Raw genomic sequence first — 12,821 nt, forward strand, 5'->3', positions numbered from 1 at the left:
GGGCCGTGCGCGCCGACCGGCAAACGCTTAAGTCGCCCGGGCCCCCGCCGCGGGATCCTCCCCGCTCTGCGGTGCCGGTTCGCCCGCCGGGCCGCCCTCTCCCGCCGGCCGTACGGTGGCGCCCGCCCAGGTCAGGACCTGCCAGCCGGCCGCCGGGTCGCCCTCCAGGACGACGGTGCCGGTGTTGGCGAGGCGGTGGGCGGCCGCGTAGGGGACGTCGATGTTGCGGGCGCGGGCGGCGGCCCAGGAGCGGATGGCGGCGCCGTGGCTGACGAGGGCGACCGTGGCGTGGCCGCCGGCGGCGGCCTCGGCGACCACGCGGTCGTAGCGGGCGAGGAACTCGGCGCCGCTCTCGCCGCCCGGGATGCGCAGATCCGGGTCGCCTTCGGCCCAGGCGAACACCGTGCGCATGTAGCGGGCGGCCTGCTCGGAGTCGCCGGGCTGCATCTCGAGGTCGCCGGCGAAGACCTCCCGGATGCCCTCGCGGACGAGGACGTCCAGGCCGCGCGCGGCGGCCAGGGGGGCGGCGGTGAGCTGGGTGCGGACGAGGGTGGAGGCGTAGAGCGCCCCGATGTCCTCGTCGGCGAGGGCGTCGACGAGGGCCGCCGCCTGCCGGCCGCCGAGGTCGGTCAGGCCGGGGCCGGGGACGGCGGTGTCGAGGAGGTGGTGGACGTTCGTGGGGGTCTGGCCGTGGCGGACGAGCAGCAGGCGCATACGGGTGACCCTCCCGGTCGCGGACGCCGCCCGGCGCGGGAGACGGCGGCTTCAGGGTACCCAGGTGCGCTCCGCACCGACGCCCGGCACTTTATGACACTCCGTCAGTCCAGATGACGAAACAGATGGTCTCAAGATGCGGTCTCTGCGCGTACGGTGAGGACATCGCCCGGACTCCCGGAGCCCGGGGCCTGCAGGTCGAGAAGAGGGGTAGAGCCATGCCGAAGGCACAGGAGACCGCCGTCTACACCCATGGGCACCACGAGTCGGTGCTGCGCTCGCACACCTGGCGCACCGCCGCCAACTCCGCGGCCTATCTGCTCGGCTCACTGAAGCCGCACATGCGGATCCTGGACATCGGCTGCGGGCCGGGCACCATCACCGCCGACCTGGCCGCCCTGGTGCCCGACGGGCACGTCACCGGTGTCGACCGGGCCGAGGGCGTCCTGGAGCAGGCGCGGGCCACCGCCGCCGAACGGGGTCTCGGCAACGTCGACTTCGCGGTCGCGGACGTCCATGCCCTGGATGTCCCGGACGACTCGTTCTGCGTGGTCCACGCCCATCAGGTGCTGCAGCACGTCGGCGATCCGGTGCAGGCGCTGCGCGAGATGCGGCGGGTGACGAAGCCCGGCGGGTACGTCGCGGTGCGCGACTCGGACTACTCGGCGATGACCTGGTACCCCGCCTCGCCCGGCATGGACGACTGGCAGGACCTGTACCTGCGGGTGGCGCGGGCCAACGGCGGTGAGCCGGACGCCGGGCGGCGGCTGAAGGCATGGGCGCTGGAGGCCGGCTTCACCGACATCACGGCGACCTCCGCCACCTGGACGTTCAGCACCCCGCAGGAGCGGGCCTGGTGGAGCGGGCTGTGGGCCGACCGCACCGTGGCCTCGTCGTACGCGGAACGCGCCACGCAGGGCGGACACGCCACCCCGAAGCAGCTGGAGGCCGTCGCGCGGGCCTGGCGGGAATGGGGAGAGCGGGAGGACGGCTGGTTCGCCGTTCTGCACGGAGAGATTCTGTGCCGAAAGGGCGCCTGAGTCGCGGATATTTCACGGAATCCCGGAAACCCGGAACGCAGGAGGTTCAACACTATGGTTCCCATCCTGCTGGTTCTGCTGTTGGTGCTGATTCTTTTCGGTGCCGGATTCGCGGTGAAGTTGCTCTGGTGGATCGCCCTCGCGGTGCTCGTCGTATGGCTGCTCGGATTCCTTTTCCGCGGGACCTCCGCGGCGGGAGGCAGGGGCCGTTGGTACAGGTGGTGAGACATCCTTAGGGGGTCACTCCCTGGGGAGCAGCGGTCCGAGCGGCCCGAGGTCCAGATTGAGGTCCTCGGGCCGCAGCCCGTAGCGCTCGCGCAGTTCGGTCATGCGGTCGTCGAGCAGCATCAGGGTGAGCCCGATCCGCTCCTCCTGTTCCTCGCTCAGATCTCCCTGGTCGACGCGGCGCAGCGCCTGCCGTTCCATGAGCTGGCGCAGCAGTTCCACGACCGTGAGGACGAGTTTGACCAGGTCGCGTTCGACGGTGTCGGGTTCGAGGTCCATCCGTGTGCGGCGGGTGGTCACCGTGCATCCCCCCAGGGTGACGGAACGTTGTCGTTGACCGAGCTGATCAGCGCGTTCAGGTCGATGCGGACGAGGTCGACGTCCGCGATGCGCAGGGTGACGTCCCCGGTGATGACGACCCCGCCGGCCAGCAGCCGGTCGAGCAGGTCCACCAGGGCGACCTCACGGCGCTCCACGACCGTCATCCCCTCTCCCCCGGCTTCCCCGGCGCACCGGAATCCCCTTCGTCCCCGGACTCCTCGTCGCCCTCCTGGACAAAGGAATAGGCGGCCCACGGTCCGGTGAGTTCCACGCGAATTCCGGGTTCCTCCCCCTTGGTGCGGTCCACGATCTCGACGAATTCCTCGGACTGGGCGCGCGGGACGAGATACGCGGCGTTCAGCACATTCTGTCCCGCGCCGGCCGCGGAAAGGGCGGAGTTCTGCGGCGGGTGGAGCCGGGCGTCCTCGGCGTGCGCGCAGAGCGTGGAATGGAGCCGCCCGGCGAAACGCTCGGTGCGCTGCCAGGTGTCGTCCGCCGCCCTGGCCCGCTGTCGGCGCTGGCGCAGGTAGTCCCGCCCGGAGGCGGGTTTCGCGGCCGGTGGGGCGGCTGCTGCGGGCTCGGGCTCCGGTTCGACGTACACCTTGACCCCCCACTCGACGCGCCCGGTCAGCCGGTCCAGGGTGCGGCGGAAGTGGTCCTCGCGCCGCTCCATCATCACGCGTACGCCGCTGTCGTCGCGGAAGACGGTGGCGAGCCGCAGCGGCAGCGGGGTGGTGACCGCGGTGAGCGCGTCGACGACCTGCTGATGGGCGCGGGCGGTGGCGGCCAGCCAGTCCAGGTCCTCCAGATGGCGGCGCAGCGCCTCCTCGGAGAAGTCCCGCTCCGGTACGTGGCTGACCACGGCGATCAGGCCGTGGTGGCTGAGCAGGCGCGGCGGATCGCCCGCGACGCCCGTCAGGTCGGCCTGCAGGGGTGCGCCGAGCGGTCGGCACACGGCGTAGACGTAACGCAGTCCGGTCATGGAGACTCCTCACGGACGTCCTGCGGGGCACGTGCCGGGGCCAGTTCCTCCAGGCGGGCCAGCCGAGCACGCAACTCGGCGTTCTCGCGCGCGAGTTCGTCGCGGCGGGCCCGGGTGGACAGGTCGGGGTCGCTCTCCCACCAGTCGATCCCCATCTCCTTGGCCTTGTCGACGGAGGCGACGACGAGCCGCAGTTTGACGGTGAGCAGCTCGATGTCGAGCAGGTTGATCCGGATGTCGCCGGCGATGACGATCCCCTTGTCGAGGACGCGTTCCAGGATGTCGGCGAGATTCGCGCTCCCACCCTGGCCGTACGGCTCCGGAAGCCGGCCCGGCACGGTCATCGCCGGCCTCCGCGGGCGCCTTCGTAGGCTTCCTCGGGTTCGTCCTCCTCCTCGCCCTCCGGCTCCTCCTCGTCGTAGGCGTCCTCGCTGCGGCCCTCGTCCTCGGGCTCCTCCTCGTCCTCGGGCTCCTCGTCGTACTCGCCCTCGGGTTCCTCCTCGTCGTAGGCGTCCTCGTCCTCGGGCTCGGCGTCCGAGTCGCGGCGCTCGTCCTCGTCCTCCTCGTCCTCGGCGTAGGGGCCGTCCTGCTCCTCGTCCCCCTCATCGTCCTCCTGGCGCTCTTCCTCCGCGACCGCGTCCTCGTGGGAGCGGACGAGCTCGCCGTCACGGATCTCACCGCGCCAGCCCTCGGCCGCCTCTCCCTTCAGGGTGATGAAGCGGGCGAAGTGCTTCAGGTCGAGCCGGGCGCGACGGCCCTGGGCCCGCCAGATGTTGGCGGTCTTCTCGAAGAAGCCCGAGGGGTAGTACTCGATGACCAGCAGGACGCGAGTCAGGTGGTCGCCGAGGCGGTGGAAGGAGACGACACCCTTCGTGGTCCCCTTGGCACCCTCCGAGGTCCAGGAGATCCGCTGGTCGGGGACCTGTTCGGTGGTCTTCGCCTTCCAGCTGCGGCTGGACCAGAAGATCTTCGCCTGCCAGTCGCTGGCGGTGTCGTCGGCCCGGGAGGCGCTCTTGACGCCCTTGGCGAAGGTGCTGAAGTCCTGGTAGCGGGTCCACTGGTCGTAGGCGGTGCGCAGCGGCACGCCGACGTCGATCTGCTCGATGATGACGACCGGCTTGTGGCCCGCGCCGCTCTTGCCCTTGCCCTTGCCCTTGCCGCCGCCGAGGTTCTTCAGGGCGCCGGTCACGCTGTCCTTGACGCGGGAGCCGCCCAGTTCCAGTGCGCTGCGCAGCGGGCCCTTGCCTTCGGCGAGCTTGCGTCCGCCGTCGAGGGCCAGCTTGGCGAAGCCGGGGCTGTTGCCCTCGGCGATGTCGTTGAGCTTGCCGGTGGTCTCGCCGAGCTTGCGGCCCACGCCCGCCAGCATCCGTTCCGCCTGGGCGGACAGATAGGCCTGGACCTCCTCCTTCAGCCGGTCGGCGGCCTCGCTGTGGGCCAGCCCGGCGAGCGGATTCCCGCCGTTCGCGGCCCCGTTCGCGGCCCCGCGGGCCGCTTCGGTGGTCGAGGATGCCGTGGATTCGAGGGGCTTGGTCATCCCTCACCGCCTCCCTTCCGTTCCCCGCCGCCGTCCCGGCCGCCCGTGCCGCGGGAGGCCGCCGCGGTCTGCTTCGCGGCGGGCTTGCGGGCCGCGGCCTTCTTCGCCGGTGCCTTCTTCGCGGGAGCCTTCTTGGCCGCCTTCTTCGCGGGCGCCTTCCGGGCGGCCCGCTTGCGCGTCCGCTCCCCGGCCTCCGCGTCCGGCCCCTCCTCGTCGGCCTCGTCGTCGGCCTCGTCGTCGGCCTCGTCGTCGTCCGGCTCCTCCTCGTCCCGCTCCTCGGTGTCCGGCTCCTCCTCGTCCCGCTCTTCGTCGTCCGACTCTTCCTCGTCCCGCTCCTCGGTGTCCGGCTCCTCCTCGTCCCGCGCCTGCTCGTCCTCGTCGTCGGAGTCCTCCCCGCCGTCCGGGGCCACGCCCGACAGGTGGTCGCGGACCTCGGCGGTCCGGCCGTGCAGCCGGTCGGCGAGAGCCTCCATCTGGCGTTCGACGAGGGCGCCCGTGGCGGCCTTGCCGACCCCGCGCAGGTCCTCGCGTATCTCGCCGCCGATCTCCTTGAACTGCGGGTTGTCCTTGAGCTGTTGCGACAGCAGGTCGGCGACGGCCCGGGGGCTCAGGTTGAGGCGCTTGCCGGCCGCGAGGGAGCCGAGGGCGAGCGCCAGTTTCAGCTTCTTCGTCCGTCCGAGGAAGTATCCGGCCCCGACCGCGAGGCCCATTCCCATACGGTTCATCGTGTCGTCCCGTCGTCCGTCGGCGCGCTTCTGCGCGTCGCGATCTCCAGCCGGTCGAGGAGCTCGTCCTCCATCCGGTCGAACTCGTCCTCCGTGATCTCGCCGGCGTCCAACCGCTCCTCCAGCCGGCCGAGTTCGGCCCGCACCGTGGCGGGGTCGTAATAGATCCGCTCCGCCTCCTGCAGCACCTGTCCGATCACCCACACGCTGCCGCGCACGGGAGCGAAGGGCAGCAGGAGCACCTCCGAGATCAGTCCCACGGCGCACCTACTCCCCGGCGCCGCCGGCGGGCGCGGACGGACCCGGCTCGACGAAGCTGTACGGCGGCAGCGGGCCGTTCACCCGCACCTCGAGATGGGGGTGCGCCTTGCGCAGCTCCTCGGCGGCCTCCAGGAACCCGGCGGCCGCGTCCCGGTCGACGAGGAAGGATACGTTGGCCAGCCAGCCGGTGGACTCGGGGCCCACGCTGGTGGCGGCGGCCAGCGGCTCCAGCGTCCGCCGCACCTCGGCCGCGTCCTCGGCCTCGCGGGCCTGTACGGCGGCGGCGACCATCTCGCCGAGCTGGATCCGCTGCTCGTAGGTGCCGCCGCCGGCCTGGCGGTTGGCCTCGGCGAGGGCGCGCAGCTCCGGGCTGCCGGCCATCACCTGGTGCAGGACGGCCTCCTCCACGTGGGAGGCCTTGACGTTGTACTCGACTTTGCCGTCGAGTGCCTTCAGCCGCTCCTTGTAGTGTTCCGCGCGCTCAGCGAGGACACCGGTGACCGCCGCGTCGTCGGGGGCGACGCTGCCGAACCGCATCGGCAGCACACAGCCGTCGGTGCCGGCCTCGGCCAGCACGGCCTGGTGGGCGAGCAGCTCCTTGCGCTTGGGCCGCAGGTCCTCGGGGGCGTCACTGACGACCGCCGCCAGTTCGCCCTCCTCCAGGACGCGCACCGGCCTCGGCGGGTCGCCGACACCGCTCAGGCCGTCGGAGAGGTCGGCGTGGGAGCGGGCGGTGATGCCGTAGACGTACGTGCTCACTCCTCTTCCTCCTTCCGGCGTGCCGTGCTGCTCCTGCGGGCGCGCGGCCGGGACTCGGTCTCCTTGGCGGAGCCCTCGTCACGGGCCTGCTTGAAGGCGTCCGAGATGGTCTCCGCGGCGCCCGAGAGCGCGCCCTTGGACTTGCCGCGCGCACCGGACTCGGTGATCTCGCCGACCATGTCGGGCAGCCCGGGGCTCTTGCGCGGCCCCGCCTCCAGGTCGAGCCGGTTGCACGCCTCGGCGAACCGGAGATAGGTGTCGACGCTGGCCACGACGACCCGGACGTCGATCTTCAGGATCTCGATGCCGACCAGGGAGACCCGTACGAACGCGTCGATGACGAGACCCCTGTCTAGGACGAGTTCCAGCACGTCGTAGAGGCCGCTGCTGCCTCCGCCGCCGGTCTGCTGTGCCGGGACAACGGTCATGTCGACCGCGCCTCCTTGTCTGGGATGGGATGACTGGGAACGTGTGGGGGATGTGCGGGTGCGGGCCGGCGGCCTAGCGGCCGCCGGGGCGATGTGCGTCGGCCCGTCCGCGTTCGTAGCGGCGAACGCGCCGGTAACCGGTGAGCTGGCCGTCCGCGTCGAGTTCCACCTGGTAGCTCGCCATGAGGCTCATGGTGTCGGGCACCCGGGCCAGCTCCATGACCTCGACCTCCAGGGCCCAGCCGTCCTCCGTCCGTTCGAAGGAGGAGACGCTCTCCGCGTCCATGCCGGTCAGCTCCGCCAGCTGCGAGCGCGCCTGGCGCAGCACCTCCATGGGGCTCGGGCCCTTGTCGTCCGCCATGCCGCCGTCCTTGTGCTCCGGACGCCGTACGTCGCCGTCCGGGCGCCGTACGGCGTGAGGGGTCCGTGTTCGCCGTGTGTGTCTCGTGTCGGACATGGCCGTCTCTCCTCGGGCTCTCCTCGGAAGGGCCATCTCTTCCTCCGGGTGGCCCGAAGCCTCTTGGCCAAACCTTCACGAATCGCCGGAATGGCTCAGACGCCGCGCAGGGCGTCGAGCCGCCGCCGGGCGGGCCCCAGGGAGCGGCCGCGGCGGGGCGCGCCGGACCAGGGGCGGGTGCGGGCGTGGTCGACGGCGTCCGCGACGGTCCAGCGGCGGGGGCCGAGTGCGGGGTCGTCGAGCTGGTCCCAGGTGATCGGCGCGGCGACGGGTGCGCCGGGCAGGGCGCGCACGGTCCAGGGGGCGACGGCGGTCTGCGCGTAGGCGTTGCGGCCGATGTCGAGGTAGAGGCGGTCGCCGCGGTCCTTCTTGCGGACGGCGGTGGTGAGCCGGTCGGGGTGCTCGGCGGCGAGCAGGTCGGCGGTGTCCCGGGCGAAGGCGCGCACCTCGTCGAAGCCGTGCTCCCCGTCGAGGGGGACGACCGCGTGCAGTCCGCGGGAGCCGGTGGTCATGAGGGTGGCGGGCAGCCGGAGTTCCTCCAGGAGGTCGCGCAGCCACCGGGCGGCGTCGCGGACCGCGCCGAAGCCGTCGCCGGAGGGGTCGAGGTCGAAGACCATCAGGTCCGGCCGCTCGGGGCTCCCGGTCCGCGACAGCCAGCGGTGGAGGGTGAGGCAGGCCTGGTCGGCGAGGTAGGCGAGGGTCGCGGAGTCGTCGCACACGGTGTGACAGACCGTGCCGTCCTCCTTCGGCAGCTCGGCCCGGGTGATCCACCGGGGATAGTGCTCGGGGGTGTTCTTCTGGAAGAAGCGGGGTCCGTCGACGCCGTCGGGGTGGCGCTCCAGCATCAGCGGGCGCTCGCGCAGGTGCGGCAGCATGAACACGGCGACCGAGCGGTAGTACGCGACGAGGTCGTCCTTGGTGTACGCGGCGCCGCCCCCGGAGCCGTCGCCGCCGACGGGGAACAGCACCTTGCCGGGCCGGTGCACCTCCACGGTGCGCCGGCCCGCCCGCACGGTGCGTACGTCGGCGGGGGCGGCGCGGGTCACGGCACGACCGCCGTCTCCACCAGCAGCCCGGCGGACGCGGCGATCGACTCGGCGTCGATGCCGGCGGCGTGCAGTTGCTCGGCCGGGGACGCCGAGCCCGGCGTCGTACGGACCGCGAGGCGGGCGAGACGGGGCAGGGGGCGGCCGTCGAGGAACGCGTCGAGGACGGCGTCGCCGAGGCCGCCCTCCGGGTGGTGGTCCTCCACCGTCAGCAGACAGCCGGTCTCCTCGGCGGCGCGGCGCAGCGTGAGCCGGTCGACGGGCTTGACCGAGTACAGGTCGACGACGCGCACCGCGATGCCCGCGTCAGCCAGCGCGTCGGCCGCCGCGAGCGCCTCGAAGACGGTGACGCCGGCCGCGACGATCGTCAGCCGGTCGCGGTCGGAGGCGCGCAGCACCTTGCTGCCGCCGACCGGGAACTCCTCGTCGGGCCCGTACAGCACCGGGCCGCCGCCGCGAGAGGTGCGCAGATAGCGGACGCCGTCGAGGCCGGCCATGGCCGTGACCAGGTGCGCGGTCTGGTTGGCGTCGCACGGGTACAGCACGGTCGAGCCCTGCACGGCCCGGAACATCGCCAGGTCCTCCAGGCCCATCTGGGAGGGCCCGTCCTGCCCGATGGCGACGCCCGCGTGGGAGCCGACGAGGTTGACGCCGGCACCGCTGACCGACGCCATGCGGACGAAGTCGTGGGCGCGGGTGAGGAACGCGGCGAAGGTGGAGGCGTACGGCACCCAGCCACGCGTCGAGAGCCCGACCGCGGCGGCGACGAGCTGCTGTTCGGCGATGTAGCACTCGAAGAAGCGTTCGGGGTGTTCCTTGGCGAAGAACTCGGCGCGGGTGGAGTCGCTCACCTCTCCGTCGAGGGCGACGACGTCGGGGCGGGCGGTGCCGAGGGCGGCGAGGGCCTGCCCGTAGGCGTCACGGGTGGCGACCTTCTCGTCGGAGCCCTTCTCCCAGCGGGGCAGGTCCAGCCGGCCGGTGGGCACGGAGTGCAGCATCCGGGCGGCGGGCGGCTCGTTGACCTGGATCCGCAGGTCGCGGGGGCCGCCGAGTTCCTCGACGGCCTCGTCGGCGTCGGGCAGCGGCTTGCCGTGCAGTCCCTCGCGGTCCTGGACGCCGGCCACGCCCTTGCCCTTGAGGGTGCGGGCGAGGATGACGGTGGGCTGCCCCCGGGTGGAGGCCGCCTCGCCGTACGCCCGGTCGATCGCGTCCACGTCGTGGCCGTCGATCTGCACGGTGTGCCAGCCGAAGGCCTGGAAGCGGCGGGCGTAGGCGTCGAGGTCGTGACCGTGCCGGGTGGGGCCGCGCTGGCCGAGCCGGTTGACGTCGACGATCGCGGTGAGGTTGTCCAGATGCTCGTAGGCCGCGTGCTCGGCGGCCTCCCACACCGAGCCCTCGGCGAGCTCGCTGTCCCCGCACAGCACCCACACCCGGTGTCCGGTGTGGTCCAGGCGCTTGCCGGCGAGGGCGATGCCGACGGCCACGGGCAGGCCCTGGCCGAGGGATCCGGTGGCCGTCTCGACCCACGGCAGCCGCTGCGGGGTGGGATGGCCTTCGAGGCGGCTGCCGAGCGTGCGGAACGTCAGCAGTTCGTCGTCGTCGATCGCGCCGGCCGCCTTGTAGGCGGAGTACAGCAGCGGGGAGGCGTGGCCCTTGGAGAGGACGAAGCGGTCGTTCGCCGGGTGTGCGGGCCGGTCGAAGTCGTAGCGCAGGTGGTGCGCGAGCAGCACCGCCATCAGGTCCGCGGCCGACATCGAGGACGTCGGATGCCCGGAGCCGGCAGCGGCCGAAGCGCGCACGCTGTCCACACGCAACTGCTGGCCGAGTTCGGTGAGTTCGGCGGTGTCCATCGGGCTAGTGGCCTCCTTCGGAGGGGGTGTGGGGACGGCCGGCACCGGGCCGGTGGGCGGCGGTGCGCGGGGTCGGCGCGACCACCGTCGCGTCGGCGTCGTCCGCCTCGTCGGTGTCCGGTGGGTCGTCGGTGTCCGGGCGGTCCGTCACGGCGTCGGGGGTCGGCGCCACGACCGCCGCGTTGTGGTGACGGTCGTCCGCCCCGTCGTCGCCTGCGCCGCCGTTCACGCTGCGAGGTCGCGCCACGGTTCGCCTCCGGGTGTCGTCGTGCGGGATGTCCGCGTCCCCCCGGGCGGGACCGCCAAACCTGCGCGGGGCGGGCCGCGGTCACCGGCGCGCACCGGTTTCCCGGGGCCGCCCCGGGTACTCGGGGCGGGCCCGACCAGCCCAGCGCGGAGGTGCCCCCATGCCCGAGTACGGTTATTTCCTGTCCTGTGAGGAGTTCGGACCGGCGGACCTCGTCGAACAGGCACGCATGGCGGAGCAGGCCGGTTTCCAGTCGCTGTGGATCTCCGACCACTATCACCCGTGGAACGACGCCCAGGGCCAGAGCCCGTTCGTCTGGTCGGTGATCGGCGCGCTGTCGGAGGCGGTGTCGCTGCCGGTGGAGACGGCCGTGACCTGTCCGACCGTGCGGATGCACCCGGCGGTGGTGGCGCAGGCCGCCGCCACCTCGGCGGTGCAGACGGGCGGCCGCTTCCGGCTGGGCGTCGGCTCGGGAGAGGCGCTCAACGAGCATGTCCTCGGCGACACCTGGCCGCCCGCGGACGTCCGCCTGGAGATGCTGGAGGAGGCGATCCAGGTGATGCGCCGGCTGTTCACCGGCGAGGAGGTCACCCACCACGGCCCGCACTACACGGTGGAGAACGCCCGCCTCTACACCGTCCCCGACGAGCCGGTCCCCATCGACGTCTCCGGGTTCGGCCCGAAGGCGACCTCGCTGGCCGCGCGCGTCGGCGACGGCTACATCACGATGATGCCCGAGGAGCCGATGGTGGAGCAGTTCCGCAAGGGCGGCGGCGGCTCGAAGCCGGTCAGCGGCGGCACGAAGGTCTGCTACGGCACGGACCGCGCCGAGGCGGTCCGCACGGTGCGCCGGCTGTGGTCGAACCAGTTCCTTCCCGGAGAGATGGCCCAGATCCTGCCCACCCCCAGCCACTTCGAGCAGCTGGAGCCGCTGATCACGGAGGAGACGGTCGGCGAGAAGGCGGTGTGCGGCGACGACGTCGACGAGCACGTGGCCGCGCTGACGGCGTTCGCCGACGCGGGTTTCGACCGGGTCTACGTCAACCAGATCGGGCCCGATCAGCGGGGGTTCTTCGACTTCTACCGGACGAAGGTGCTGCCCCGGCTGACGCGGGACTGACGCCATGGAACTCCGCCGCCCCGCCGTGTCGGTGTTCACGGTCCCGACCGACGCGCCGGAGGCCGACGGCACCCTCGCCTGGGACTCCACGACGGTCGTGGTGGCCGAGGTGCGGGCGGGCGACACGACCGGCCTGGGCTGGACGTACGGCCCGCCGGCGGTCGGCGCCCTCCTCGACGGCGATCTCGCGCCTCTGGCCGAGGGCCGCGACCCCTTCGACCTCCCGGCCCTGCACGAGACGCTGGTGCGCTCGGTCCGCAACGCGGGGCGCCCGGGGATCGCCTCCTGCGCGATCTCCGCGCTCGACCTCGCGCTGTGGGACCTCAAGGCCCGGCTGCTCGGCCTGCCGCTGACCCGGCTGCTGGGCGCGGCCCGCACGGAGGTCCCGGTGTACGGCAGCGGCGGCTTCACGACGTACGACGACGCCCGTCTGACCGAGCAGCTGCGCGACTGGGCGCGGGTGCGGCGCATCCCCCGCGTCAAGATGAAGATCGGGGAGGACCGGGGCGGGGCGGTGGAGCGCGACCTGGCCCGGGTGCGCACCGCCCGCCGGGTCGTGGGGCCGGACACCGAGCTGTACGTGGACGCCAACGGCGCCTATACCCGCAAGCAGGCCGTCCGGGTGGGGCGCGCCCTCGCCGAGGAGGACGTCCGCTGGTTCGAGGAGCCGGTGTCCTCGGACGACCTGACCGGGCTGCGCCTGGTCCGGGACGCGCTGGAGTGCGAGGTGACGGCTGGCGAGTACGGCTACGACCTGCCCTACTTCGCCGCCATGCTCGCGGCGGACGCGGTCGACTGCCTCCAGGTCGACGTCACCCGCTGCGGCGGCGTCACCGGGTTCCTGCGGGCCGCGGCCCTGGCCGGGGCGCACGGACTGGACATCTCCGCGCACTGCGCGCCGCACGCCCACGCGGCGGTCGCGGCGGCCGTGCCGAACCTGCGGCACGTCGAGTGGTTCCACGACCATGTGCGGATCGAGTCGCTGTTCTTCGAGGGGACGCTGGACCCGTACGGCGGGACGATCCGCCCGACGTCGGCGCCGGGGCACGGGCTGACGCCGCGCAGGGACGCGATGGAGCCGTACCGGGTGCGGTGAGGCCTCCCCGCGGGGA

The 12,821-nt window shown here is 72.9% G+C and carries 18 protein-coding genes; 4 read left to right on the forward strand and 14 right to left on the reverse strand.

What is annotated here, in order from left to right; translation table 11 throughout:
* Positions 1–27: 27 nt before the first annotated feature.
* Positions 28–714, reverse strand: a complete 687-nt coding sequence (locus OG852_RS09605; protein WP_330347600.1) for a histidine phosphatase family protein — start codon at positions 712–714, stop codon at positions 28–30.
* A gap of 218 nt (positions 715–932) precedes the next feature.
* Here OG852_RS09605 and OG852_RS09610 point away from each other — a divergent pair, with 218 nt between their 5' ends.
* Entirely contained in the window at positions 933–1,754 is an 822-nt protein-coding gene (locus OG852_RS09610; protein WP_133913848.1) for a class I SAM-dependent methyltransferase, read from the forward strand.
* A gap of 54 nt (positions 1,755–1,808) precedes the next feature.
* Positions 1,809–1,979: a hydrophobic protein gene (locus OG852_RS09615; protein WP_133913849.1), complete on the forward strand. Its 171-nt coding sequence runs from the start codon at positions 1,809–1,811 to the stop codon at positions 1,977–1,979.
* A 15-nt stretch (positions 1,980–1,994) separates the two neighbouring features.
* Here the strand turns inward: OG852_RS09615 and OG852_RS09620 are convergent, their stop codons facing one another.
* From OG852_RS09620 to OG852_RS09680, 13 genes are all read right to left on the reverse strand, one after another.
* Positions 1,995–2,279: a gas vesicle protein K gene (locus tag OG852_RS09620; RefSeq protein ID WP_166663590.1), complete on the reverse strand. Its 285-nt coding sequence runs from the start codon at positions 2,277–2,279 to the stop codon at positions 1,995–1,997.
* Positions 2,276–2,464: a gas vesicle protein gene (locus OG852_RS09625; protein WP_133913850.1), complete on the reverse strand. Its 189-nt coding sequence runs from the start codon at positions 2,462–2,464 to the stop codon at positions 2,276–2,278. The genes OG852_RS09620 and OG852_RS09625 overlap by 4 nt, the downstream gene beginning before the upstream one ends.
* Positions 2,461–3,282, reverse strand: coding sequence for a GvpL/GvpF family gas vesicle protein (locus OG852_RS09630; protein ID WP_330347601.1), 822 nt, complete (start codon positions 3,280–3,282; stop codon positions 2,461–2,463). Before OG852_RS09630 ends, OG852_RS09625 begins: the two co-directional genes overlap by 4 nt.
* On the reverse strand, positions 3,279–3,626 hold the full coding sequence (locus tag OG852_RS09635) for a gas vesicle protein (protein ID WP_133913852.1): 348 nt from the start codon (positions 3,624–3,626) through the stop codon (positions 3,279–3,281). The genes OG852_RS09630 and OG852_RS09635 overlap by 4 nt, the downstream gene beginning before the upstream one ends.
* The gene (locus OG852_RS09640) at positions 3,623–4,816 is read right to left on the reverse strand and encodes an SRPBCC family protein (RefSeq protein ID WP_330347602.1); all 1,194 of its coding nucleotides are present in this window, start codon (positions 4,814–4,816) and stop codon (positions 3,623–3,625) included. Before OG852_RS09640 ends, OG852_RS09635 begins: the two co-directional genes overlap by 4 nt.
* On the reverse strand, positions 4,813–5,541 hold the full coding sequence (locus OG852_RS09645) for a DNA primase (protein ID WP_330347603.1): 729 nt from the start codon (positions 5,539–5,541) through the stop codon (positions 4,813–4,815). The genes OG852_RS09640 and OG852_RS09645 overlap by 4 nt, the downstream gene beginning before the upstream one ends.
* A complete protein-coding gene (locus OG852_RS09650; RefSeq protein ID WP_133913855.1) occupies positions 5,538–5,801 on the reverse strand; it encodes a gas vesicle protein GvpG in 264 nt (87 codons plus the stop codon). Before OG852_RS09650 ends, OG852_RS09645 begins: the two co-directional genes overlap by 4 nt.
* A 7-nt stretch (positions 5,802–5,808) precedes the next feature.
* Positions 5,809–6,561, reverse strand: coding sequence for a GvpL/GvpF family gas vesicle protein (locus tag OG852_RS09655; RefSeq protein ID WP_133913856.1), 753 nt, complete (start codon positions 6,559–6,561; stop codon positions 5,809–5,811).
* Positions 6,558–6,989 carry a gas vesicle structural protein GvpA gene (locus OG852_RS09660; protein WP_133913857.1) on the reverse strand — a complete coding sequence of 144 codons (432 nt, stop codon included), beginning with the start codon at positions 6,987–6,989 and terminating at the stop codon, positions 6,558–6,560. The genes OG852_RS09655 and OG852_RS09660 overlap by 4 nt, the downstream gene beginning before the upstream one ends.
* Before the next feature lie 73 nt (positions 6,990–7,062).
* Positions 7,063–7,350: a gas vesicle protein GvpO gene (locus OG852_RS09665; protein WP_133913952.1), complete on the reverse strand. Its 288-nt coding sequence runs from the start codon at positions 7,348–7,350 to the stop codon at positions 7,063–7,065.
* Between the two features lie 191 nt (positions 7,351–7,541).
* Positions 7,542–8,492: a non-homologous end-joining DNA ligase gene (gene ligD, locus OG852_RS09670; protein ID WP_330347604.1), complete on the reverse strand. Its 951-nt coding sequence runs from the start codon at positions 8,490–8,492 to the stop codon at positions 7,542–7,544.
* Entirely contained in the window at positions 8,489–10,342 is a 1,854-nt protein-coding gene (locus tag OG852_RS09675; protein WP_133913858.1) for a transketolase, read from the reverse strand. Before OG852_RS09675 ends, ligD begins: the two co-directional genes overlap by 4 nt.
* Positions 10,343–10,346: 4 nt before the next feature.
* A complete protein-coding gene (locus tag OG852_RS09680) occupies positions 10,347–10,589 on the reverse strand; it encodes a hypothetical protein (protein WP_330347605.1) in 243 nt (80 codons plus the stop codon).
* Positions 10,590–10,749: 160 nt separating this feature from the next.
* Here OG852_RS09680 and OG852_RS09685 point away from each other — a divergent pair, with 160 nt between their 5' ends.
* Together OG852_RS09685 and OG852_RS09690 are read left to right on the forward strand one after the other, a co-directional pair.
* A complete protein-coding gene (locus OG852_RS09685) occupies positions 10,750–11,709 on the forward strand; it encodes an LLM class F420-dependent oxidoreductase (RefSeq protein WP_330347606.1) in 960 nt (319 codons plus the stop codon).
* 4 nt (positions 11,710–11,713) lie between these two features.
* Positions 11,714–12,805, forward strand: a complete 1,092-nt coding sequence (locus tag OG852_RS09690) for an enolase C-terminal domain-like protein (RefSeq protein ID WP_330347607.1) — start codon at positions 11,714–11,716, stop codon at positions 12,803–12,805.
* The last annotated feature ends 16 nt before the right edge of the window (positions 12,806–12,821 follow it).

The organism is Streptomyces sp. NBC_00582 (genome assembly GCF_036345155.1).
Classification (GTDB): Bacteria; Actinomycetota; Actinomycetes; order Streptomycetales; family Streptomycetaceae; genus Streptomyces.